18 protein-coding genes and 1 tRNA gene are annotated in these 23757 nt (G+C 67.5%); 10 read left to right on the top strand and 9 right to left on the bottom strand.

The annotated features are described in order from the left end of the window. Positions 1 to 41: 41 nt before the first annotated feature. Positions 42 to 114, bottom strand: a tRNA-Lys gene (locus KK097_RS08015). Between the two features lie 53 nt (positions 115 to 167). Beyond that, a complete protein-coding gene (locus KK097_RS08010) occupies positions 168 to 329 on the bottom strand; it encodes a DUF2207 domain-containing protein (protein ID WP_138801981.1) in 162 nt (53 codons plus the stop codon). A 127-nt stretch (positions 330 to 456) separates the two neighbouring features. Here KK097_RS08010 and KK097_RS08005 point away from each other — a divergent pair, with 127 nt between their 5' ends. The 3 genes from KK097_RS08005 to KK097_RS07995 all read left to right on the top strand — a co-directional run bounded on the left by KK097_RS08005 (position 457) and on the right by KK097_RS07995 (position 3102). Then, positions 457 to 1086, top strand: a complete 630-nt coding sequence (locus KK097_RS08005; protein WP_027466634.1) for a hypothetical protein — start codon at positions 457 to 459, stop codon at positions 1084 to 1086. A 544-nt stretch (positions 1087 to 1630) separates the two neighbouring features. Continuing rightward, a complete protein-coding gene (sigK, locus tag KK097_RS08000; protein ID WP_056071845.1) occupies positions 1631 to 2230 on the top strand; it encodes an ECF RNA polymerase sigma factor SigK in 600 nt (199 codons plus the stop codon). After that, positions 2227 to 3102 carry an anti-sigma factor gene (locus KK097_RS07995; protein WP_214544283.1) on the top strand — a complete coding sequence of 292 codons (876 nt, stop codon included), beginning with the start codon at positions 2227 to 2229 and terminating at the stop codon, positions 3100 to 3102. The genes sigK and KK097_RS07995 overlap by 4 nt, the downstream gene beginning before the upstream one ends. Positions 3103 to 3288: 186 nt before the next feature. Here KK097_RS07995 and pstB read toward each other — a convergent pair whose 3' ends face one another. The 6 genes from pstB to KK097_RS07965 all read right to left on the bottom strand — a co-directional run bounded on the left by pstB (position 3289) and on the right by KK097_RS07965 (position 10949). Then, positions 3289 to 4068 (bottom strand): phosphate ABC transporter ATP-binding protein PstB, encoded by a 780-nt coding sequence (gene pstB, locus KK097_RS07990; protein WP_214528772.1) that lies wholly within the window; start codon positions 4066 to 4068, stop codon positions 3289 to 3291. A gap of 49 nt (positions 4069 to 4117) precedes the next feature. Then, positions 4118 to 5203, bottom strand: a complete 1086-nt coding sequence (gene pstA, locus KK097_RS07985) for a phosphate ABC transporter permease PstA (RefSeq protein ID WP_214528771.1) — start codon at positions 5201 to 5203, stop codon at positions 4118 to 4120. Positions 5204 to 5216: 13 nt separating this feature from the next. Continuing rightward, entirely contained in the window at positions 5217 to 6167 is a 951-nt protein-coding gene (gene pstC, locus KK097_RS07980) for a phosphate ABC transporter permease subunit PstC (RefSeq protein ID WP_214528770.1), read from the bottom strand. Positions 6168 to 6334: 167 nt separating this feature from the next. Continuing rightward, positions 6335 to 7441: a phosphate ABC transporter substrate-binding protein PstS gene (locus KK097_RS07975; RefSeq protein WP_214544282.1), complete on the bottom strand. Its 1107-nt coding sequence runs from the start codon at positions 7439 to 7441 to the stop codon at positions 6335 to 6337. 398 nt (positions 7442 to 7839) lie between these two features. Next, complete coding sequence (locus KK097_RS07970) at positions 7840 to 8787, bottom strand: NUDIX hydrolase (RefSeq protein WP_214544281.1); 948 nt, start codon at positions 8785 to 8787, stop codon at positions 7840 to 7842. Continuing rightward, positions 8784 to 10949, bottom strand: coding sequence for an RNA degradosome polyphosphate kinase (locus KK097_RS07965; RefSeq protein WP_214528767.1), 2166 nt, complete (start codon positions 10947 to 10949; stop codon positions 8784 to 8786). Before KK097_RS07965 ends, KK097_RS07970 begins: the two co-directional genes overlap by 4 nt. 207 nt (positions 10950 to 11156) lie before the next feature. Between KK097_RS07965 and KK097_RS07960 the strand changes: the two genes are divergently transcribed. The 7 genes from KK097_RS07960 to KK097_RS07930 all read left to right on the top strand — a co-directional run bounded on the left by KK097_RS07960 (position 11157) and on the right by KK097_RS07930 (position 22657). Beyond that, entirely contained in the window at positions 11157 to 11438 is a 282-nt protein-coding gene (locus tag KK097_RS07960; RefSeq protein ID WP_017888088.1) for a hypothetical protein, read from the top strand. A 117-nt stretch (positions 11439 to 11555) separates the two neighbouring features. Continuing rightward, positions 11556 to 16973 carry a DUF6531 domain-containing protein gene (locus KK097_RS07955; protein ID WP_214544280.1) on the top strand — a complete coding sequence of 1806 codons (5418 nt, stop codon included), beginning with the start codon at positions 11556 to 11558 and terminating at the stop codon, positions 16971 to 16973. Positions 16974 to 17431: 458 nt separating this feature from the next. Continuing rightward, positions 17432 to 18139: a hypothetical protein gene (locus tag KK097_RS07950; RefSeq protein ID WP_214544279.1), complete on the top strand. Its 708-nt coding sequence runs from the start codon at positions 17432 to 17434 to the stop codon at positions 18137 to 18139. 83 nt (positions 18140 to 18222) lie between these two features. Next, on the top strand, positions 18223 to 18462 hold the full coding sequence (locus KK097_RS07945; protein WP_214544278.1) for a hypothetical protein: 240 nt from the start codon (positions 18223 to 18225) through the stop codon (positions 18460 to 18462). Positions 18463 to 20216: 1754 nt separating this feature from the next. Continuing rightward, entirely contained in the window at positions 20217 to 20657 is a 441-nt protein-coding gene (locus tag KK097_RS07940; RefSeq protein ID WP_214544277.1) for a hypothetical protein, read from the top strand. 546 nt (positions 20658 to 21203) lie between these two features. Continuing rightward, positions 21204 to 21650 (top strand): Imm1 family immunity protein, encoded by a 447-nt coding sequence (locus tag KK097_RS07935; RefSeq protein ID WP_214544276.1) that lies wholly within the window; start codon positions 21204 to 21206, stop codon positions 21648 to 21650. A 98-nt stretch (positions 21651 to 21748) separates the two neighbouring features. Beyond that, positions 21749 to 22657, top strand: a complete 909-nt coding sequence (locus KK097_RS07930; protein ID WP_214544275.1) for a hypothetical protein — start codon at positions 21749 to 21751, stop codon at positions 22655 to 22657. A gap of 347 nt (positions 22658 to 23004) precedes the next feature. Here KK097_RS07930 and KK097_RS07925 read toward each other — a convergent pair whose 3' ends face one another. Beyond that, positions 23005 to 23628 carry a hypothetical protein gene (locus KK097_RS07925; RefSeq protein WP_214544274.1) on the bottom strand — a complete coding sequence of 208 codons (624 nt, stop codon included), beginning with the start codon at positions 23626 to 23628 and terminating at the stop codon, positions 23005 to 23007. Positions 23629 to 23757: the final 129 nt, after the last annotated feature.

Below are 23757 nucleotides of genomic sequence, written 5' to 3'. Positions count from 1 at the left end.
ACCCACGACCCTCGGATGAAAAGCCGGTGTTCGGGAAGGTGTGGGCCCCGTGGGGCTCGAACCCACGACCCTCGGATTAAAAGTCCGGTGCTCTACCAACTGAGCTAGAGGCCCTCACCCGCAAGGCTAGCGGGTGAGGGCCTCTGGGACAGAACCTTGCGGACGGGTCAGCCCCGGCGTCCGGTGAGCGAGCGCAACAGCCACGCGATGACCGCGATGACCAGCAGCACGATGCCCACCCAGAGCAGGAACTTCAGGCTCGCGGCGAACCCGCCGACGAACAGCAGGATGACTGCGATCACAGCCAGGATGATGAGCAGGGCGTTCATGGAAGATCCTCTCCTTCACGTGCAGGGAGGAGCGCCTCCCTGCCGCAACACGGTACGCGTGGCGCAGCCGTTGCGTTCTGGGCGAACGGACCGCGGGCGTGTCACCGGCCGCGCCTACACTGCTGCGGTGCCTCGCGATCACCACCGTCCCGTCCACTTCACCGACGCCGAGTTCGCCGCCATCCAGGGCGGTGAGGACCCGGCGCTGGTGAACCGTGTCGCGCACGAGACCGCGAACGCCCTGCTGCACCGGGTGCGCGAGGACCCGGACCCCGCCGTGGTCGAGCGGCTCGTCACCTACACGGACGTGCACGGCATCGACGCCATCGCGGAACTGTGGGCACGGGTCGGGGCGCACACCCTGCCCGGGGCGCTCTGGCGGGTGTACCTGGTGCGCATCGTGATCCGGCAGAACCCGGAGGAGATCGCGTACCTGTTCGAACGGGGCACCGCGCAGATCGGCACGATCGACCAGGCCGTCGCGGGTGCCGAGGAACCGACGGGCCCTGCGGAGATCCTGACGCTCGCCGACCGGATCCTGCACGGCCTCTACACGGGTGACCTCGCGGTGGCGCTCGACCGCGGGGCGTCGTTCTGCCGACTGACCGCCGCCGGTGCGACCGCCGTGGCGGACGAGTCCGACCTGGTCGCGTCCGAGCGCGCGAGCGAGCTGACGACGCGGGCGCTCCGCCTGACAGAGCTCGCGGCCGACCTGACCGAGGCGGCGGCGCTCTGGCGTCGCGACAGCCTGGACTGAGCGGGCGGCGGGGCGGACCCGCACCGCGCCTCCAGGCCGACTTCCGCAGCGGAGGACCGGGACGCGACCGCGTCCGGGCATGAAAAGACCGGGCCGCAGAAGCGCCTCTCGGCGCGAGGCCGCTCGAAGCGGCGAATTTTGGAGCCCGGGGCTTGCTGCGGCCCGGCGAGGTCAAGTCTACGAGACGTCGGCTGATCACTCGACCCTGTTCACTCATGGTGGACAGAACCGGCCCCGGGCGTGCCAGCGAGCGTGCCGGCGCGGACCCGGCGGACGGCGCGCCGCGAGCCCGCCAGCAGGCGCCCGCCGCGCCCATCCCGCCGAGAAATCCCGATCCGCGCCCAATCCACAGCGGGGACCGCGCCGAATCATCTGCGTGACGGACGGAATGCCCGTCACGAAGCGAGAGGCCCGGCGTGACCCGGACCGGCACCGCCGGTCAATTCCCTGTGGGTCACGCCGGCCCCTCGTCTCGACCGCCCATGCGGAGGCTTCGTGCTACCCGCCTGGTCAACGAAAGCAACCGAGAGGAGGGAAACCTGCAATGCTTGCCCTCGTGGATAGCGACACCGAACGCTGGAGCTCGTCAGAGCCAGCTCAGGCATCGCCGGACGACCTCCTCGCCCGGGTCGCCTCCGGTGACCAAGCCGCCTTCGCGGACCTCTACGACGCACTGTCCGGCCGGGTCCTCGGTCTGATCACGCGGCTCCTCCGGGACCGCGCGCAGTCGGAAGAGGTCACGCAGGAGGTCTTCCTGGAGGTCTGGCAGCAGGCCACCCGCTTCGACCGGAAGCGCGGTACCGCCGCCAGCTGGGTCCTCACCATGGCCCACCGCCGAGCGGTCGACCGGGTCCGAGCGTCGCAGTCCTCGCACGACCGCGACACCAAGATCGGCATCCGCGACCTCGAGGCTGGTTTCGACCAGGTCTCCGAGTCCGTCGAGATCCGCATCGAACACGAGCGCGTCGGCCGAGCGCTGGCGAAGCTCACCGAGTTCCAGCGGCAGGCCGTGCAGCTCGCGTACTACGGCGGCTACTCGCACAGCGAGATGGCCGAACACCTCGGTGTCCCCATCGGCACCGTCAAGACCCGTCTCCGTGACGGGATGATCCGACTCCGAGACGAGATGGGGGTGACCTCATGACCGAACGCCACGACGACCCCGCACTGATGACGGGATCCCACGCACTCGACGCGCTGTCCGACGACGAGCGCGCGCTCCTCGAGGACGCCCTCCGGACGTCCCCCGAGCTGCAGGCCGAGAACGACTCCCTGCGCGAGACCGCGCTGCAGCTCGCCTACGCCGTCGCACCGATCGAGCCCCCCGCGTCGCTCAAGGCGTCGCTGCTGGCCCAGATCGCGACCACGCCCCAGGCTGCGCCCCTCGCCGACAGGACGGTCGACCAGACCCCGGACGCCGAGACCACCTCCGTCCAGGAGGCCCGCCCCGAGCCCGCCAGGCACGTCGCCTCGATCGCCGACGGCCCCACCGCCGGTGGCCGGGCATCGTCCGAGGCTCGCCGCCGCTGGTTCCAGCGTCCGGCGGTCATGCTGACGGCCGCAGCTGCCGTCGCCGCGGTCTTCTTCGGCGGACTCGGCGTCGGATCGATCTTCGACCCGAACGGCTCCGGAACGGGCACGACGCAGGCCTCGAGCGGCCTCGACCGCATCTACGCCGCCTCGGACTTCCAGCGCACGACGACCAAGGTCGAGGGCGGCGGTTCCGCGACGGTCGTGTGGTCGAACGACCTCGGCAAGTCCGCGGTGATCCTCGACGGTGTCGAGCAGGCGCCGAAGGGCAAGACGTACGAGCTCTGGTACATCGGCTCCGAGGAGCAGGGCGGCACCATCAAGTCGGCCGGCCTGGTCGACGGTGCGGCCGACGGTGTGCACTCCGCCGTGCTCGAGGGCGCGATGTCCGAGGGCGCGACGATCGGCATGACGGTCGAGCCCGAGGGCGGTTCCGAGCAGCCCACCACCTCGCCGATCATGGCGGTCCCCACCACCACGGCCTGACGCCTCGGCGGTCCTGCTGGATCGCCACCGACGCAGAACGACGAAGCCGCTGTCACACGACAGCGGCTTCGTCGTTCTGCGTCCGCACCAGGGCGGTCCCGCGCAACCACGAAGGCCCGGCGTGCGTCCGTGGCGGACGTGCACCGGGCCTCCAGGCCGTCCGTCAGTGTGACGGACGGATGCCGATCAACCGAAGCGACCCGAGACGTAGTCCTCGGTCGCCTGCACGGACGGGTTCGAGAAGATCGTCGCGGTGTCGTCGAACTCGATGAGCTTGCCCGGCGCACCGGTGCCGGCGATGTTGAAGAACGCCGTCTTGTCGCTGACGCGCGAGGCCTGCTGCATGTTGTGGGTCACGATCACGATCGTGAACTCCTTCTTGAGCTCCTCGATCAGGTCCTCGATGGCGAGGGTCGAGATCGGGTCGAGGGCCGAGCAGGGCTCGTCCATCAGCAGCACGTCCGGCTCGACCGCGATCGCGCGGGCGATGCAGAGACGCTGCTGCTGGCCGCCGGACAGGCCCATGCCGGGCTTGTCGAGGCGGTCCTTGACCTCGTTCCACAGGTTCGCGCCCTGCAGCGAACGCTCGACGATGTCGTCGGCCTCGGAGCGGGAGACGCGCTTGTTGTTGAGCTTCACGCCGGCGAGCACGTTGTCCTTGATCGACATCGTGGGGAACGGGTTCGGGCGCTGGAAGACCATGCCGACCTGACGACGGACGAGCACGGGGTCGACGCCGGCGCCGTACAGGTCGTCGCCGTCGATCTTGACCGAGCCCTCGACCCACGCGCCGGGGATGACCTCGTGCATGCGGTTCAGGGTGCGGAGGAAGGTGGACTTGCCGCAGCCGGACGGGCCGATGAAGGCCGTGACGGTGCGGGGCTCGATGGTGATGTCGACACCCTCGACCGCCTTGAACTTCGAGTAGTAGACGTTGAGGCCGTCGACCTCGATGCGCTTGGACACGTTGATCCTTCTGGGTGGGTGGTGTCGCTGGTTCCGCGGGGGCGGAGGGTCAGCGGCTGAGCTTGGGGGCGAAGAGACGGGTGATGAACCGGGCAAGCAGGTTGAGCAGCATCACGATCAGGATGAGCACGAGGGCCGCGGTCCACGCCCGGTCGACGAACGGCACCGGGTTGGCGCCCTGCTGGGAGTACTGCGTGTACGCGTACACCGGCAGGGTCATCATCGGGTCCCGGAACAGGTTGTAGTTCATGCTCGCGGTGAAGCCGGCCGTGACGAGCAGCGGGGCGGTCTCACCGATGACGCGGGCGATCGAGAGCATCACGCCGGTGGTGATGCCGGCGAGGCTGGTGGGGAGCACGACCTTGAGGATGGTGAGGTACTTCGGCACCCCGAGGGCGTACGAGGCCTCGCGGAGCTCCATCGGGACGATCTTCAGCACCTCTTCGGTGGAGCGCACGACGATCGGGATCATCAGCACCGACAGGGCGACCGAGCCGACCAGGCCGAAGCGGGCGCCCGGGCCGAGGAACAGCGCGAAGAGCGCGTAGGCGAACAGACCGGCGACGATCGACGGGATGCCCGTCATCACGTCGACGAAGAACGTGATGCCCTTCGCCAGCGCGCCGCGGCCGTACTCGACCAGGTAGATCGACGTGAGCAGCCCGATCGGCACCGAGATGAGCGCCGCGAACAGCGTGATCTCGAGCGTGCCGATGAGCGCGTGGACCGCGCCGCCGCCCTCGGAGATGACACCGCGCATCGAGTACGAGAAGAAGCTCGCGTCGAAGCGGGCGAACCCCTTGGCGATGACCGTCCAGAGCAGCGAGACCAGCGGCAGGACCGCGATGACGAACGCCGTGATGACGAGGGAGGTGACCAGCCGGTCGACCGCCTTGCGGCCACCTTCGACGATCCGCGAGATGACGACGATGAGGACGTCGAACAGGACCGTGCCGAGGAAGATCGCGGCGACGACGTTGAAGTCCTTCACCGCGCCACCGGCGTTCAGCAGGGCGAAGACCAGGACGAGGGCGACCCAGCTGCCGACGAGCAGCAGCCACGGGACGGAAGCGTGCAGCTTGCCGTTGGCGTAGACGTTGCCGGCGGTGCCGGTCGGACGGAGCGCGAGGGACATCGGGTGCGACCTCTCAGCTGACTCGGCTGCGGACGATGTACCGCGCGAGCATGTTGATGACCAGGGTGATGACGAAGAGGATCAGACCCGACGCGATGAGCGCGTTCAGGGCCGTGCCGGATGCCTCGGCGAACTGCAGGGCGATGTTCGCGGCGATGGTCGAGGGGTTCTGCGACGTGAGCATCTGGAACGTGACGTTCGTCGAGACGGACAGGACCAGGGCGATCGCCATCGTCTCGCCGAGGGCACGACCGAGGCCGAGCATGATCGCGGAGACGATGCCGGACTTCGCGAACGGCAGGACCGACAGGCGGATCATCTCCCAGCGGGTCGCGCCGAGGGCCAGGGCCGCTTCCTCGTTGAGGGTCGGCGCCTGCAGGAAGATCTCACGCATGACGGCCGTCATGATCGGGATCGCCATGACGGCGAGGACGATCGAGGCGGTGAGGATCGTGCGGCCGGTGCCGGACACCTGGCCGGAGAACAGCGGGAACCAGCCGAGGTACTCGTTCAGGAACCCGTAGAAGGGCTTCACCAGCGGGGCCAGCACGGCGATGCCCCAGAGGCCGTAGACGACCGACGGCACGGCGGCCAGCAGGTCGATCACGTAGCCGAGCACCGGTGCGAGTCGACGCGGTGCGAAGTGCGAGATGAAGAGGGCGATCCCGAGGGAGAGCGGCACGGCGATCACGAGCGCGATGAGCGCGGACCAGACGGTGCCGAACACCAGGGGACCGACGTAGTCCCAGAAGTTCGTGGCGCTGCCCGGCAGCTCGCCGACCTTGGCGGAGAAGGCCGGGATGCTCTGCCAGACGAGGAACGCGGCGACGAGCACGAGCACGAAGAGGATGAGGCCGCCGGCGATGACCGAGGCGGCGGAGAAGACGCGGTCGCCGACGCGGACGACGGCCTTCGGCTTGATCGGGGTGACGGTGGCCCCTGGCTGGGCCGGTGCGGTCGTCATGGGTACTCCTGTCGGAGGAACGCCGGGGGAGGCGACGGGTTCTGGGGTGGTGGTGCGGTGTCCGGGCCGTGGGCCCGGACGGGTGCGCGTCCGGGTGGGTCCTGGACGGCTGAGTGCCCGGACGCCGGTCAGGTGGGTGGGACCGGCGTCCGGGCGCTCAAGGGGTGTTACTTGATGGACTCGACCGCAGCCTTCGCCTTCTCGGCGAGCTCGGACGAGAGGGCGGCCGACTTGGCCTCCTTCGCAGCGGCGTCCTGAGCGGCGCTCGAGACGACGTAGTCGAGGTAGCCCTTCACGAGCTCGGCCTTGTCGGCCTCCTTGTACTCCTGGCACGCGATGGCGTAGGAGACGAGGACCAGCGGCCAGGCGCCGTCAGCGGTGTCCTTGCGGTCGATGTCGATCGCGAGGTCGTTGTCCTCACGGCCCGACGCGATCTCGGAGTCGGCGACGACCTGCGCGGCACCCTCGGCCGAGAGCTCGGTCGCCTTGTCGCCGACCATCAGCTTCGCGCGGTCGAGGTCGCCCGCACCGGAGTCGTCGATGTAGGTGATGGCGTTGGTGGCGCTGCCCATCGCGGAGGCGACACCGGAGGTGCCCTTCGCGCTGTCACCGACCGAGTACGGGAAGGTCTGGCTGGGCTCTTCGGTCCAGACGTCAGCAGCGTTCGCGGAGACGTACTCCGAGAAGTTCTGCGTGGTGCCCGAGTCGTCGGAGCGGTGCACGACCGTGATGTTCGCGCTCGGCAGCTTCGCGTCCTTGTTCAGGTCGGCGATCTGCGAGTCGTCCCACTTGGTGATCTTGCCCGAGAAGATGCCCGCGATGGTCTTCGCGTCGAGGGTCAGGTCGCTGACGCCGTCGACCTTGTACGCGATGGCGATCGGGGAGATGTAGACGGGGATGTCGATGCCCTTGGTGTCCGCCTTGCAGGACTCGAAGGTGCCCGAGAGCTCCTCGTCCTTCAGTGCGGCGTCGGAGCCGGCGAAGTCCGCGGCACCCGACATGAAGTTCTCGCGGCCGGCGCCGGAGCCGTCCGGCGTGTAGTTCACGGTGACGCCCGAGGCCTCGTTCTGGAAGCCGGCGGCCCAGGTGGCCTGCGCGGTCTGCTGTGCGGACGAGCCGGAGCCGGTCAGGGTGCCGGAGAGGCTCGAGTAGTCGTTACCGCTGGTGGAGGAGGACTCGGTGCTGCCCGCGTCCTCGTTCGCCGCGCACGAGGAGAGCACGACTGCGCCGGCGATCGCGATTGCTGCGATCGAACCGATTCGCTTGATGTTCACAGGGGTCCCTTCGGGAATGGAATGCAGTGGGACCACTGCGGTCCCTGGGCCGGTGCCGACCCGGGAGCGACTGTAGGGACGCGAGGTGACGGGGATCACGCGCGTTGGTGAACGGGAGGTGAACGAGGGGTTGTCCCCGTCGGGGCGGCGTGCGCCGCACCCGCGCGGGGAGCAGGATCGGGGGCATCGTGCCTGCGTTCGGAAGATGCGGACGCATGGTCGTCATGAGGCGGTCGGGAGGCGGTCGGGAGGCCCGGATCGCCTTCCCGGGCGCGGCGCGTGGCCGTCGCGTGGCCGGGTTCCCCGCCGTGGTCCGGTTTCCGGGTGGGGTCGGGTTTCCGAGTGTGGTCGGGTTTCCGGGTGGCGTCGCGGCCCGCTCCGGCTGAGGGCCGGGACGCCTACGCCGGGATGGTGTTGCGGTGGGTCTCGACGGCGACGAGGGTGTCCCCGGCGATGTGCATGACGGAGAAGTCCCCGACCGACAGCATCGCGGCACGGCGCAGGTCGAAGCGGCCGGAGTCGTCGGCGGTCGCGGTGGCGATCCGGGCGATGATGTCGGGCAGCACCGGGCCGTGCGAGCAGAGCACGGCGGTCTTGCCCTTGTCGAGCCGGCGCCGGACCACGCCCTTGACGTCGGCGGCGCCGCGGTCGTGGGCGTCCTGGCTGATGTCCGGGGTGGTCGAGACCCCGAGCTTGGTCGTCGCCGACAGCGGTTCAACGGTCGCGAGGCACCGCGCCGCCGTGCTGCTCACGATCTTCTTCGGCCCGAAGGCAGCGATCGGGGCCGCGGTGGCCTTGGCCTGCGAGCGGCCGACGGGCAGCAGCGGACGGGTGGCGTCGGGGCCGTCCCAGTCCGAGCCGGGCACGGTCTTCGCGTGGCGCAGGGTGATCAGGGCGAACGTGCGGTGCTGCCCGACCGCGGCGCGTTCGGCGAACCGGTCGAGGATCGCGACGTCCCGCTCGTACGTCAGGCGGTTGCGGGCGTCGTCGATGGTGACCCACTCGAGCGCCGCGACCTCGTGGTTCGGGGTGAAGGCTCCGGCGCGGGCGTACTCCTTCGCCGAGACCCGGGCTGCCCAGTAGTGCACGACCTTGTCGCGGCCGTTCGGCAGCACGTACTCGGCGGTGCCGAGCGGTGCGCCGAGGTGCACGCGGTACCCGGTCTCCTCGTCGATCTCGCGCACGGCCGTCGTCGGGACGGCCTCGCCCGGGTCCACCTTGCCCTTGGGCAGGGAGACGTCCTTGTGGTGGTCGCGGTGGATGAGCAGCACGAGGGGTGTGCCGTCGTCTTCACGCCAGACGACCGCACCCGCAGCGACGACGGGACCCGAGGGACCGGCGCTCACCGAGTCGAGCGCTTCCGGGCCGAGATCTTCCGCATGGTCACATTCTGCACGTCCTCGAGCGGGCGACCCGCATCGTCGGTGGAGTGCCGTGTCCACTCCCCGTCGGACTCCAGGTGCCAGGAGCTGGCGGTGTCGGCCATCGCCAGGTCGAACATCTCCTGCACCTCGTTGATGTGGTCCGGAGCGACCAGCCGCACGAGTGCCTCGACGCGACGGTCGAGGTTGCGGTGCATCATGTCGGCGCTGCCGATGAACACGGCCGGGTCGCCGTCGTTGTGGAACGCGAACGCGCGGGAGTGCTCGAGGTAGCGGCCGACGATGCTCCGCACCCGGATGGTGTCGCTGACGCCTTCCATGCCGGGCTTGAGGGAGCAGATGCCGCGCACCCAGACGTCGATCGGCACCCCCGCCTGGCTCGCCAGGTAGAGCGCGTCGATGATCTGCTCGTCGACCATCGAGTTGACCTTGATCCGGATGCCCGAGGGCTTGCCGGCCCGGGCGTTGGCGGCCTCGGTCTGGATGCGCTTGAGCAGGCCCTTCCGCAGGTGGAGCGGCGCCACGAGCAAGCGCTTGAACTTCTTCTCGATGGCGTAGCCGGACAGCTCGTTGAACAGGCGGGTGAGGTCCTTGCCCACCGTGTCGTCCGAGGTGAAGAGGCCCATGTCCTCGTAGATGCGCGAGGTCTTGGGGTTGTAGTTGCCCGTGCCGATGTGGCTGTAGTGCTTGAGCGTTCCGCCCTCTTGCCGGATGACGAGCACCAGCTTGGAGTGCGTCTTCAGCCCGACCAGGCCGTAGACGACGTGGACGCCGGCCTTCTCGAGCTTGCGGGCCCAGGTGATGTTGTTCTGCTCGTCGAAGCGGGCCTTGATCTCGACCAGGGCGAGGACCTGCTTGCCCGCGGCCGCAGCATCGATGAGTGCTTCGACGATGGGGCTGTCACCCGAGGTGCGGTACAGCGTCTGCTTGATCGCCAGGACGTTCGGGTCGGCCGCGGCCTGCTCGAGGAACGCCTGCACACTCGTGGCGAAGGACTCGTAGGGGTGGTGGACCAGGACGTCGTTCGCCTTGATCGCGCGGAACAGGTCGGGCTTGGTGTTCGGCTCGCCCGGCTGGAACTGCACCGGGGTCGTCGGCACGTGCTTCGGGTAGTGCAGGTCTGGACGGCTGATCTTCGAGATCTCGAACAGGCCGCCGAGGTCGAGCGGCGACGGCAGCCGGAACACTTCTTCCTCGGTGATGTCGAGCTCTCGCACGAGCAGGTCGAGGGTCACCGGGTCCATGTCCTCGGTGATCTCGAGACGGATCGGCGGACCGAACCGGCGGCGCAGGAGTTCGCGCTCGAGGGCCTGGATGAGGTTCTCGGCCTCGTCCTCCTCGATCTCGACGTCCTCGTTGCGGGTCACGCGGAACACGTGGTGCTCGAGGACCTCCATCCCCGGGAACAGATCGTCGAGGTGGTTCGCGATGAGGTCTTCGAGCGGGATGAAGCGCATCCGACCGGAGTGGTCGTCCGGGAGCTTGATGAAGCGGGAGAAGTTCTGCGGCACCTTGAGGCGAGCGAACTCCTGCCGCTGCGACTTCGGGTTGCGGACACGAACCGCCAGGTTGAGCGAGAGCCCGGAGATGTAGGGGAACGGGTGCGCCGGGTCGACCGCCAGGGGCATGAGCACCGGGAAGATCTGCTCGTTGAAGTACTCGCGCATCCGCTGCCGGTCGGCCTCGTCGAGGTCGGACCAGTGCTCGATGTGGATGCCGGCGGCGTCGAGGTCCGGCTTGAGCGACCCGATGAACGCCTGGGCGTGGCGGTCCTGCAGCTCGTGGGCCTTCTTCGCGATGTCACGCAGGACGTCGCTGGGCGCGCGACCGACGTTGGTCGGGACGGCGATGCCGGTGTCGATGCGGCGCTTCAGGCCGGCGACGCGGACCATGAAGAACTCGTCGAGGTTGGACGCGAAGATCGCCAGGAAGTTCGCCCGCTCGAGCAGGGGCTGCGTGCGGTCCTCACCCAGTTCGAGCACGCGCTGGTTGAAGCGCAGCCAGCTGAGCTCGCGGTCGAAGTAGCGGTCCGTCGGCAGCGACTCGTGCTCGATCTCGATGACCTCGTCGAAGTCGTCGAGGTCGGGTGCGACGGATTCGCCGTCGAGCTGCGGTTCGGTGTCCATCCCCACATCCTGCCACCCGGCCCCTGCTGCCGGAGGGGCCCCGGTGGCCGCTGTGGAAACCGGCGGTGAACCGTCGGGGTGTGGAGGAACGGTCACGAAATACCGACGGTGACATCTGCCCAGGGTTGTGGGTATGGTGGGCCGTGTCAGAGCCTCCGGGGGGATTCCACTGCGCGGGGGTGCAGCTACGAATGAAAGAGGTTCATCATGTCGCGTGTCCTTTCGACCGAGCAGGCCAAGACCGCCATCCGTCAGGTCCAGTCGATCGTCAACGGTGGTTTCACCGACCAGATCTCCCAGCTCGACGCCCAGGGCCGGATCCTCTCCGACTCGAACGTCTGGGACGGCCCGCTCGCGGCGACGTTCCGTGGGTCGACCTGGCCGGAGACCAAGGCCGCCCTCGACAAGGCGAAGACCGAGCTCGAGCAGCTCCGCACGCAGCTCGACAAGATCTCGCAGGACATCTTCACCGCAGGTGGCGGCGCGTAAGCACCAGCCTGTTCCCGCCCGGACCGTCGCACACGCGGCGGTCCGGGCGTTCGCGGTCGGTGGGGCCGCTTCACCAGCACGATCAGCACGACCAGCACCGACCCTGGGGGGACGACCATGGCGAAGATCCACGCCAACACGGATCCGATCGAGTTCGACGATGCCACCGCGGATGCGCTCAAGAGCTCGCTGACCGCGTCGGCTGACGCGATCAGCGGACAGAAGGCGTCGAGGCAGTCGTATGTGACGACCGCCTCCCAGGAGTTCCGCGGGCACTTCTCGCAGCTCTTCACGCAGAACGCGGGGACGGCATCGAGCGACGCCACCAACATCGTCGACGCCCTCGAGACCATCGCCGGGTGGATCGACACCATGAAGGCCGCCGCCGCTGACGAACGTGCGCGACGCAAGACCGCCCGCGAGTGGCAGGAGCGTGAGGACGGCCGCAACGGCTTCCAGGACTTCCTCAACGACACGGTCCACTACGACCCGATGCCGACCGTCGAGAACGAACCGGCGCCGAAGTTCGACCCGCCGGCGGTCACGACGAAGCCCCGTGACACCCCGAACCCCGGAGCAGGCGGTGGGGGCGGAGGCGGCACGTCGTCCGCCCGGCCCGCTGACCTCCGCTCGTTCGCGACCGGTTCCTCGGCGCTGAACCGCGCCCTCGACGGCAAGCCCGGGGCGCTCCGCGGCAAGCTCGCCGACTTCGCCGCGAAGTGCTCGTGGGCGCACATCGACGCCGGCAGCGTCGTGACGGCGTTCGAGCAGTGGATCGCGGCGAACGACCAGGACGTCACCTGGGCCAACACCGTCGCCGACGCGTTCGCGGCCGCCGGCGGCGAGGGCGAGGTCTCGACCGTCGCGGACTCCGGGCTCGCAGCCGCGCTCGCCGCGGCCGGGGTCTCGCAGACCCGCACCGACCTGCAGTTCGAGCCGCCGACGGCCTACGGCGCCCAGCCCACCACCGGCTTCTCGATGGACCCGGTGAACACCACGACGGGCAACTTCCTCGAGCCGGAGCTCGACCTGGCGTTCACGGGTGCATCTGCGGCGTTGCAGGTGACCCGCATGTACAACTCCCTCGACCAGCACGTCGGGCTCTTCGGACCGGGATGGGCGTCGATCCTCGAGACCCGCCTGATCCTCGACGACGAAGGCGCGTCGTTCGTCGGCGCCGACGGTCGCCAGGTGCGCTTCCCGCGCAACGGCGAGGGCTGGGCCCGCGGCGTCGGCGAGAACCGCTGGCTCGCGACCGAGGGCGACCGGCTCGTCGTCCGCGACAACCAGGGTGAGCGCATCGACTTCTCGCCGTCCGGGCTGTGGCTCGGACAGCGCGGCGGTGCCGGCACCGCGGTCCGCGTCGAGCGGGACGCCGACGACGTCGTCGTGCGCCTGGTGCACGAGCGCGGTCGCTCGATCGACATCGACCACGTCGACGGCCGGGTGGCGGTGCTCCGCGCCTCTGACGGCCGCCGGGTCGAGTACGGGTACGACGATCACGGCCGACTCGTCTCGGTGACCGATGCCGTCGGCTCCCGGACGTACGGCTGGAACGACGACGACCTGATCACGACGGTCACGAGTGCGGCCGGTGTCGTCGAGGTCGACAACACCTACGACGCGCAACGCCGCGTGGTCGAACAGATCAGCCCGCACGGCCGCACCGTGCGCTTCGCGTACCTGCCCGGCCGCGTCACGGTGGTGTCCGACCACGACGGCTCGCGGTCGAACTCCTACATCGCCGACGCCAAGGGGCGTCTGGTCGGGGTCATCGACTCCGACGACCGACGCCAGTCGATGAGCTACGACCGGCACGGCAACCTCGTGTCGGCGACCGAGCGCGACGGGTCGGTGACCGTCCACGCGTACGACGACCGCGGCCGGAAGACCCGGACCGTTACGCCGTCCGGCGGCGACCTGACCTACGGGTACGACGACCAGGACCGCGTCACGACGGTCGTCACCGAGGCCGGTGCCGTCGTGAGCTACGAGTACGTGGGCGACGACCGTGACCCGTCGGTCATCGTCGACCCCGTCGGCGGCCGGACGGAGCTGACCTGGCAGGACGGCTCCCTCACCCACGTCGTCGACCCGACCGGCGTGGTCCTGACGCTCTCCTACGACGCGTTCGGTGAGCTCGTCTCGACCACCAACGCGGTCGGCGACACCGCTCGGATCGAGCGCGATGCCGCCGGTCACCCGGTCGCCGCGACCAGCCCCTCCGGCGCACGGAGCGAGTACCGCTACGACGCCGCCGGGCTCCTGATCGAACGACGTGACGCCGACGGAGCCGTCTGGCGTTTCGAGTACGCCGCCGGAGCACGGATCGCCGCGATCACGGACCCACTCGGAGCGCGGACGACGCTCGAGTACGCCCCGAACGGCGAACTCGCGACCACGACCGACCCGCTGCGTCGCCGTGTCTCACGGACGTTCGACGACCAGGGGAACCTGGCGGAGCTCGCGTTGCCGGGCGGCGCGGTCTGGACGTTCGCGCACGACGCCTTGTCGCGCCTCCAGGCCGTCACCGACCCCGCCGGCGCGACCTGGCGACGTGAGTACGACGTCGTCGGCGAGCTGACGGCGACCGTCGACCCGACGGGTGTCCGCCAGGAGTTCTCGGACGACGTCGCGACCGGTGTCGCGACGCTGCGCGACGCCTTCGACACCGCGACCGTCCGGTTCGACGAGTACGGCCGACCCGTCGAGTCCACGTCTGACGAGACCGGTTCCGAACTCGTCACGTACGACGCCGCCGGCCGGCCCGTCGAACTCGTCGACGGCGAAGGCGGACTGACCCGGCTCGAGCGTGACCTCGCCGGTCGAGTCGTCGCGCTGGTCGCCCCCTCGGGCGCGCGCTCCACGTACGAGTACGACGCCTGCGGGCGTCCCGCCGCAGCCACCGATGCCGCGGGGGCGCGGACGACGCTCACCTACGACGCGGACTCCCGTGTCGTGGCCCGGACCCTGCCCACCGGCGAGGTCGAGGAGATCACGTACGACGCCGTCGGACGCGTGGTCACGCAGACGACTCCGGGTGCCGGCACCGCACGGTTCCGCTACGACCTTGCCGGGAGGCTCGTCTCCAGCCACGACGCACGCTTCGGCCGTCGTCGGTTCCGCTACGACGCCGCGGGGCAGCTGATCCAGGTCGTCAACGGTCTCGACGGGGTCACCTCGTTCGAGTACGACGAGCGCGGGCGCCTGGTGACGATCACCGACCCTGCCGGCGGCACCACTCGACGGGAGTACGACGCCGCCGACCACGTGGTCGCCGTCACCGATCCGCTCGGACGGACGACCACGGCGGCCTACGACCCGGCCGGGCGCCAGATCCGGCAGACGGATCCCGACGGCCGCACCACCGAGTGGACGTACGACGCAGCCGGCCGCCAGCAGGCCGTGCTCGTCGACGGTGCGGTGCAGTCGGAGATCACCCGCGATGCCGTCCACCGCACGGTCGTCGTGTCGGACCACACCCGTGGTGCAGGCCGGACGATCGAGCACGAGCTCCAGCACGACCGCCGCGGCCTGCTCGTCCGCCGTGCCCGAGGCGACCAGTCCGTCGCGTGGGAGTACGACGCCGACGGCAACCGCACTGCCCGGGTCGACCCGAACGGCACCCGCACCACCTACCGTCGCGACGCCGTCGGCCGCGTCGTCGGGGTGGACCGTGACGGCACCGCTGCCGGCACGTTCTCCTACGACGCCTCGGGCCGTATCGTCCAGGCAGCCACGGGCGACCTGGTGCAGTCGTGGTCGTACCAGGGAGGCGCCCTCGTCGCGCACACCTCGACCACGATCGACGGTGCCACCAGCACGCGGATCGAGCGCGATGCCGACGCGCGGATCACCGCGGTCGACGGACCGTCCGGGGCGGTATCGTACGAGTACGACGCCGCCGGGCAGCTCGTGCGCGCCGGGGGCTCGACGTGGGCCTACGACGACGGTGGGCGACTCGTCGCCGAGACCGTCGGCGGTGTCGAGACGCGCCACGAGTACGACGCTGCCGGTCAGCTGGTCGCGACGATCACCGAGGCCGGCCGCACCGAGTACGTCCACGACGGTCTCGGCCGACGCATCCGGCGGACCGCCGCCGACGGGTCGACCACCGAGTACGCGTGGTCCGACCTGGGGTACCTCGCTGCCGTCGTCGACCGCGACGCCTCGTACGCCGAGACCGGTCGGCTCGACGTCTGGGTCGACGCGCTCGGTGAGCTCGCCGAGGTGGGTGGGGTCGCCGCGTGGTGGGACTCCGCCGCGGTCGTGCCGTCACTCATCAGCATTGCCGACACGTCGGTGCTCGACCTGCCGGGCGGTGTCACCGCGATCGGCGATGCCGTCACCGAGCCCGCTTGGCGCAGTGCACGCGCGACCGATGCTGCGGATCCGTGGGCTGCGCTCGCTGCCGTCACCGACGTCGGGCTGCCCGCTGGGGTGTCCCTGACCGGCTCGGGCGGGGTGTCCGTCGCGGGGCTGGAGTGGCTCGGGGCCCGCGTGTACGACCCTGCGGCGCGGGGCTTCCTGTCGGTTGATCCGCTGGCTCCGATCCTGGGTGCCGCGTGGTCGGGGAACCCGTACTCGTACGCGGGCAACGATCCGTTGCAGGCCGTCGACCCGCTCGGGTTGCGGCCAGCGACGGACAAGGACTTGCAGGCGTACCGGGATGCGCACCAGGGGGCGATCGCTGCCGTCGGGAACTGGTGGAACGACAACTGGGAGTACGTCGTCGCGGGGGCGGCGATTGTCGGCGGCATCGCGCTCATGTGCACCGGGGTCGGCGGACCGGCGGGCATCGCGCTCCTGGCGGCTTCCGGGGCCCTGATGTCCGGTGGAATCTCTGTGGCGACGCAAAAGGCCTCCACCGGCGAGGTCGACTGGGGACGCGTCGGCGTCGATACTGCTATCGGAGCGGTCGGCGGTGCGGTAGGAGCTGGTGCTGGGGCAGCTGTCGCAAGAGCCGGCGGATCGGCGCTCGTCAAGGGCATCGTAAGCAATGTCGCGGAGAGCGGCGCGAACGGTGCCGGAAGTTACGCGGCCACACCGGGGCCGCACACGGTCAACGGCTTGCTCAGAGCAACGGCGGAATCGTCGGCCACTGGCCTCGTGCCGCTCGGCGGTCGCGGGCCTACCCAGCGCCTCGGTGACCTCAGCCCGAATCCGTACCAGGGCGTGCGGGAAGCGTCACAATGGCTTCAGGAGCAGGGAGTGCCCCGCCAATACCGAGTCGAGGCGCTGCAGTCGTTCTCGCCGGGAACGGTGTCTCTCCAGACTGCAGACTCAAGTGTGTACGGTCTTCGCCACTACGGAGGAGAGGCGCAAGCAGCCGGGCGGTACCTCACTCCGACGCTCCCAGCAACTAGGAGCGAGTTGGCACTGCCGCAGGTAAATACCATGGAGCGCCTCGCGCAGTGGCAGATTCCTGAGGGGCAGAAGTACCTCTCGGGTCAGGTCGGTCCCAACTTCGGTTATCCCGGAGGGGGGCGCCAGATGTACGTGCCCGACCCGAGCGTCCTGCAGAGAATGGAGTGAGCGTGACTATTTCAGATCTCATTGAAGCGCTGGAGGAGCGGGGCCCCGACGATGCCGCCTCATCTGAGGAGATCGGCGCCGTGCGTTCTGTTCTCCTCCGCGCGGCCGAGCACCAGTCAACCAGTGACGCGTACGTAATTCACGTTACGGAGGCTGCTCGCCTCGTCTCAGATTCTTGGCCGTTTCGGAGCGGGTTAGGGGCGCTCGTACTGAGTTTCTCCGAAGCAACGCGACGGAACGCTCGATGACCTTTGTGGACTGACGAGTGGTCAGCTGGTGGTCAACGGTGAGAGCATGACCTCTGGGTCCGATTCACCTGCCGCTCGCGCGAATTGTGAGGAACTCATCTACTTGGGTGGTGTAAATCGTGCCAATGACGCGGTCGACATCAAAGGCTAAGGAGATCGTTGATGGGTGGTGTTGCAGGCTTGGCGCTGCTCGGAGCATCCGGTGCTCTGATGAGTGGCGGCATCTCGGTCGCGTCCCAGAAGGCGACGACCGGACGCGTCGACTGGGGGGAGGTCGGCAAGGAGACTGCGATCGGCGCTGTGACGGGCATGATCGGTGGCGGAACCGGCGCCGCGCTCACCCGGCGCCTCGGGTCAGGGATACTCAAGCGGGCGGCCGCCGGCGCCGGTTCCGGAGCGACTGAAGGAGGCGCGACAGGACTTGCGGACCATGCGACCTCGCCGGGGCCGCACACGGTCACCGGTGCGCTCGGGGCGATGGCTTCTTCCGCAGTCGTCGGCGCAGCTACAGGAGGTGCGACTGCTGGAGGGCCGAAGTGGCTCGACTTTGACGACACGAAGAAGTTCGTCGGATGGTCTTACCACATGGGTCACGTTGATGAGAGCACCGTGCTACACCGGTCGGGTGACATCGACGGCCGTCACACCGGGAACTGGTGGTCGACGGATGCGCCAACAGGCATTGAGAAGGTCCGGAGTGAGAAGGCGCTTCCAGAGACATGGCCGGACGGAAACGATTCAAAACAAAACTCGGGGTTTACGGCGCGATTCGACCAGAAGATGCCTGCGTATCGAGGATTCGCAGCACCTCAGCGTGATTTGAACGGTTCTGTGTACCGCGGCGGGGGAAATCAGACATATGTTCCAGACGGATGGTCCCATGCCGATGTCATCAAGAGCTGGCCCTTGGCTCCGTAGAAGGATGGATGATGTCAAGAAGAAGTGATCGGCGCGACAGGGTAGTGACTCTAAGTCGACAAATGGCCGCATTCTTAGGGCGCATGGATCTGCATTCAGCACAATCCTTCTACCTGCAGCATGCCGACGCATTGAGTGCGGAAGAGAGCATGCTTGGGCGGAGGCGTATCTATCGCACGATCTATTCAGCGGCGAATACGGGAGCAGGAGGGATGAGCGATCTCTACGTGACCAAGCCAGACGGGACCGGCGATGTGCCTGCGACCAAGGCCTTTGAAGCCTGCCTCCACGCGCTGCTGAAGGAAACTCGTACGTTCCCGTGATGGTTTTGGCCCTACGTCGCTCCATGACGAGAGGTGTACTGATTGAGCGAGTCAGCCGCCGCGCCGGAGCCCCCGAAGAAGGGGAATCGAAGGGCGTGGATCATCCTGGGCGTCTGGGCTTTCGGCGTCGTGGCCTCGCTAGTAGTGCTGCTGGTATGGCCATATTGGATGAGCGCGTACGACGAAACGCACCGGAAAACCATGCCGTGCAGCGCCTCTAGCGCAGAGGTCTACGCGGGGTCAACGGGGAGCCGCACTGGATTGGGGGCACCGTTCTCCTACGTGAAGGTGGAGACAGAAGACTGCGGCGTTCTCATCTTGCAGGGGGTGAGAAAGTCTTCACAGGAGCGCGTTGCGCGGGATTTGTCCGGAGGTGGGACGTTCCAGTTCTCGGTAGGCGCATCTTCCTGGTGGTTCCGAGGTGCGCTCCAGGTGATAAATCGGTATCCGACAGCCTTTGAGTATGAGCGATGAGTTGCAGCATCCAATGGCTGCTTTGTAGGAGTGCTGCTGAGCAGGTTCATTTTTGATCGCGAGAGAGGGTGTGTGACAAGATCTCGAACGGGGCCGAAGATCCCGGTGTTCAGCGCCGTCGTCGAGTTGTGCGAGGTCGGGTCACAGCGATCGTTGTGTTGGCGTTGATTGCCGGTGGCCCTGTGATGCTCTTCGGGGTCGGGGTGTCGACTCTCAAATCGTACGACCTTCATCACATGATCGAAGTTCGCTGTGTCGCCACCTCCGCACGGGCCGATGTTGCGTCGAGCCAGGCGGCCAACGGTGTCGGAAGCTTCGATCGGCAGGTGGTGATCGGCACGAGCTGCGGTAAACTCATTCTCAAACGTGGAGTGTCGCGCGACAATATGCAGAAAATAGCCGACGCTGTTGAGATTGATAGATATTACATGTTCAGTGTCGGGAAGGGGGTCTTTCGACCTTCGTTCGACATTGCGTCTCTTGCATGTGTCGCCCGAAACGTACGGGATGGAGCTGGCGAAGAGTGCAAGGTGATTGCATCCTGGCTTCCGTGCTCGACACCGAGGATAGAGTCTTCGCGTGAGCGTTCCTGAGCAAGGCCGCGCGCCGGCCGGAGCCACCCGTGCACCAAAGAGTCGGGCCCGGATCCGAAAGGAACGCCTGAGCGCCGTGGCCATTCTTTTTCTGGTGATCGGTGTCCCGGTCATAGTCTTCGGGTTCGGCCCGTCGATTCTAGGGTGGTACGACGACGGGCATCGCACCGAAGTCGTTTGCAAGGTCCGATCTGCGGAGGCGAGTATCGCGTCTTCACGATCCGCAAAAGGCGCAGGGGGGTCGGAATCGCAAGTTGCCTTCCATACCGACTGTGGCAACCTTCTCTACCTTGAAGGCGCTGATAGATCGAGCATGAAGCGAATAGCTTCCGTGGTCACCGCCGGTGCAGATTAGCGGTTCGAAGTCGGTGCGGGCTCATGGAATCTGCGCTCGGGGCTCAAGCTGTTGAAAGTGGCCCCAACGATTTACAGCTTCACGGAAGTGCATTGATAGCTTTCTGCAAGAACGTTGCTGAGTGCCGCGGAAAGGACAACCGACGAGTTGCGGACATCGTTTGGCCTAGTGATTGCCTGGTGATTCTTTCCGTTGGTGGCCTAAAAGAATGGGCGCTGCCCGGAGGTGACGGGCCCGTGCAAGGATCGGAAAACGCCGTGTTCTCTGGTGTAGAAAGGCAGCGGTGCTCGAGGCCGAGGCGAGTAGCCGGGTAGACGGAAAAGGGGCAGTAATTGGAACAAGAAGCTCGGAGTGCTGATGCTCTGCGGAGGAGACGAAAAAGAGGAAACATTCTCGTTGTTTCCGTTCTCGGTCTTGCGATTTTCGTCACGATCGGCATAGTCGGTGGCGGGCAGCTGTTCAAGGCATATGACAGATCGCACCAGATCGACGAGACTTGCGAAGTCCAGAAAGCCGAGGCCTCGTCAGGCGGCTCGACTTCCTCGAGGGGTGCCGGCGCCCTCTTCGATCAGGTTGAAGTCGACACGAAGGATTGTGGCCCCCTGGTGCTGAGGCGCGGAGTGACTGAGCAGAACAAGCAGGAGATCGCGGACGAGTTGAGCTCCGCCGGCCGGGTGCAGTTCCGCGTCGGGGCTGGGTCATTCAAATGGCGGGAAACGCTCCACACTTTCCGGACGCCGGTGATCGTGCAGTCCTACGTAGCTCAGGACTAAGCTCGGCTCGTGTTCAGTGGCGCTCTGACCGTCCGACGTGCAGCATCGTCGAGTAGTGAGTCCTGTTCGGCGCCAGTGAAGGTACAGCCCTTGTTCCTTCCCGGGGGCTGCTCCGCAAGCGTCGCCAGAAGAGCGCTCGGCAAGCGGCGGCGGCAAGTCACCGGTTGTACTCGAGGGTCGGTGATGTTGAATCGAGCAGTCGAATGCGCCGTTATCGCCCGCTAACTCGAGTGGGCGTCTTCGGTAACATCGCGCTGATCGCCCTCACGACCGCGCTCGCGTTCTTCTTCGGATTGCAGCAGCTGACGTTTCCGGTCGTCTTGGCGAATGTGCTGCTCGCCGTCACCGTTGCCGGCCTGCTGGGGTTCCTCGGCTCGGGGTGGGCAATGGTTGGCCTTGCGGTCGCGTTCTTCGGAGGGCCCCTTGCAACCAAGTTCTTGCTCGTCGGCGCGCAGCTGTCGATCCAGACCTGGTTCATGAGCCTCATCGCTGGTTGGACCCTCGGGGCACTGGCCCGGCGGTACGTCGATAGGGGACTCCCTGGTCGTGACCGAGCCTCGCCGACCTGCGCTGCAGTGGTGGGTGCGCGGCCGGGGATACGTGCAGAACTCCCCGACTGTGGCTCAAGTGGAGGCGAAGGTTCGTGGCCTCGACGGCCGTGAACGAACATTGGTCATCGTCATCGTCATCGACCGAGATCGTCTGATCAACATCTGTGGTGATGCCGCACGGGAAATCATCGTGTTCAGGACTGAGGACGCAACCGATGAAGAGCGGTGGGAGCTTCCCCTCGGTGGCCCGGTTGATGCGTCGGATGTTGTCGAGATCGCCATGGGAAACGTTTCTGCTCCCGTGCCTCGAGGCCTCACGCTGGACATTGAAGCGGCGTTGAAGATCGTCGAAGCGTTTCTCGCGAAGAAGAGGGTTGATGAGGGCGCAGGAACCTGGCGCGGTGGTGAGGTGTTGACTGTCGGCCTTCGCTGCAGTGATTGACGGTGGCGCACTCCACGAGGGAGTCACCAGTGAGCGCATGGGTAGTGCGTCCAGCAAGCCGTTGCGTCGACGGTGGCGTCGCCCGATACGGTCGAAGGATGACTGGGGAACACGTGCTGGAACCTTCTCACGGCAAGCCGGTGCTGGTCCGCGGGAACAGGATGGTGCCAGTGGCGTGGACGCTGCTGTCAACTGGGGTAGTCGCCGCAGGAGCGTGGTTGGCGTGCTCGGACGATGTCTTCGGTGGCGCGTGGTTCACCCGCGTCTGGTGTAGCGCGCTCCTGATGTTCTTCGGGCTGCTGGGACTGTTCCTGGCGGTGACCACGATCCGCACCCGCGTCAAGGTGTTCCCGGACCGACTCGAGGCGACCATCAACCTCCGCCGCACCAGAACCATCCGTCCTGGCGAACTCGCCCACTTTCGAGCGTCAGGCAAGGGCAACGACGTCATCAGCGCTGCAACCGCTCGCGGACGACGTGGCTTTGAATCGAACCGGTTCCACCGCCACTACGACGTGCTAAACGCCTGGCTCGATCGGCACGGCGGCGAGCCTTGGGCCCAGCACCAGGCATTCTTCAGCAAGCTCACTCACCGGACGAAGCCGAAGCCAGTCCGCAACGCAACATCGATGCTGACCATCGTCGCCTTCTACCTCTTCACGCTCGCCATGTTCCCGGGCCTGTTCGTCATGGACGCATACGACAGCGCGCATCGGGAGCGAGTCACATGCACGGTGACGTCTGCGGAAGCTGTCACACTGTCGAGTCGGTCCGCGAAGGGCGTCGGCGCTTCTTACGCCGGTGTGGGGTTCGACACGTCTGATTGTGGCCGTCTGACCTATTCGAAGACGATCTCGTTCGGGAACCAAGACGCTTTCGCCCGCCGCTACGACCGTGCCCTCGGCCCGTACGCATTCACCGTCGGTGGTGCGTCGTTCTGGGTCAGGGAGCATGCGCCGTGGGTGCCGCTGGCCCCGGAGGTGTACGGCGTCAGCGAGCCCGGGTGACTTTCCGGCCGGTGACGATGCGCGACACAGGGGGTGAATAACTCGCACCGTGAAGGTGCGTGCGGCAGGACAGGATCGCGCCTTCGATCGTCGTCTTCGTCGGCATCCCTCTGCTGGGCTTCTTCGTCGGGCGGATCACGTTGGTGGCGCACGACGCAGGGCGCCGCTGCAGGTCGTCTGCACCGTCAGCTCCGCGCACAGCAGTTCGGGCTCGCCTCACTTCGTGAAGGGCATCGGCTCGTCGACGGCGCAGGTCGTCTTCGAGACGTCCGACTGCGGGGCGCTTGTGCTGCGTGGGGTGTGGATCGCGACAGGTCCGTCTGCCCAGTGCAGCAGCAGCGCGCCGCTCAGCGCCCGAAGGCCCCCACGAACTCGCCCCACTGCGCCGGCGCCCGCTGCTCGAGCCATGCGCAGAGCTCGGGATAGGCGGCGTCGATCGACAGGACGCTGATGACACCGCGTTGGCCGTTCACCTTGATGTCGAGCCCGCCGAACCGGTTGGTGGTGGGCCGGATGCGCTTGATCGCCGCCGGGTCGACGGTCCGCGCGGCACGGAACATCGGCGTGACGACCAGTTGCGAGTCGTACGCCTCGACGCGACGGCGCTTCTGCCCGACGCCGAGGTAGACGAACAGGAGCCCGAACAGCACCATGCCGACGCCGGCGATGAGCATCCCGATCGCGTCGGGGTCGTCGAGCAGGCTGAGCGTGGCCAGGAATAGGAACCCGCCGACGACGATGACGACGATCCCGATGATCCGGAGCAGCAGGTAGCTGAACCGGCGAGCACGGACGGTGAAGAGCACGCCGTGCGCCTCGTCTCCCACGACGGTGGACGGTGGCCGCTTCCGGTCGTTCTGACGGACGAGCGCGCTGACGGCGGCCGGGATGACGATCATGGCGATCAGCGCGATGAGCACCGGCGATAGGTTGATGTTCACCGGTCCGCCCCCGTTCGTGCGTTCGTGCACCGTCGTTCGAAGGGCGCGACGCCCGGGTCCCCCTGGATCATGCGTGCAGAGTATCAGCGCTCTGTGGATGGGGCCGGATGGCCTCGTGGATGCTCTATGTTGGATTTCGGCAGGGCCTTGTGGCCCGAA

This window comes from Curtobacterium flaccumfaciens (genome assembly GCF_018598405.1).
GTDB classification, from domain to species: Bacteria; Actinomycetota; Actinomycetes; order Actinomycetales; family Microbacteriaceae; genus Curtobacterium; species Curtobacterium aurantiacum.
The sequence above is the reverse complement of the archived record's forward strand: the minus strand, read 5'-3'. Positions and strand labels throughout refer to the sequence as shown.

Coding starts and splice junctions, on each gene's coding strand:
- KK097_RS07960 (WP_017888088.1), top strand. CDS start 11,157: ATGTCGCGTGTCCTTTCGACCGAGCAGGCCAAGACCGCCATCCGTCAG.
- KK097_RS07955 (WP_214544280.1), top strand. CDS start 11,556: ATGGCGAAGATCCACGCCAACACGGATCCGATCGAGTTCGACGATGCC.
- pstA (WP_214528771.1), bottom strand. CDS start 5,203: ATGTCCCTCGCGCTCCGTCCGACCGGCACCGCCGGCAACGTCTACGCC.
- KK097_RS07965 (WP_214528767.1), bottom strand. CDS start 10,949: ATGGACACCGAACCGCAGCTCGACGGCGAATCCGTCGCACCCGACCTC.
- pstC (WP_214528770.1), bottom strand. CDS start 6,167: ATGACGACCGCACCGGCCCAGCCAGGGGCCACCGTCACCCCGATCAAG.
- KK097_RS07945 (WP_214544278.1), top strand. CDS start 18,223: ATGGATCTGCATTCAGCACAATCCTTCTACCTGCAGCATGCCGACGCA.
- KK097_RS07930 (WP_214544275.1), top strand. CDS start 21,749: ATGACTGGGGAACACGTGCTGGAACCTTCTCACGGCAAGCCGGTGCTG.
- KK097_RS08010 (WP_138801981.1), bottom strand. CDS start 329: ATGAACGCCCTGCTCATCATCCTGGCTGTGATCGCAGTCATCCTGCTG.
- KK097_RS07950 (WP_214544279.1), top strand. CDS start 17,432: ATGAGTGGCGGCATCTCGGTCGCGTCCCAGAAGGCGACGACCGGACGC.
- KK097_RS07995 (WP_214544283.1), top strand. CDS start 2,227: ATGACCGAACGCCACGACGACCCCGCACTGATGACGGGATCCCACGCA.
- sigK (WP_056071845.1), top strand. CDS start 1,631: ATGCTTGCCCTCGTGGATAGCGACACCGAACGCTGGAGCTCGTCAGAG.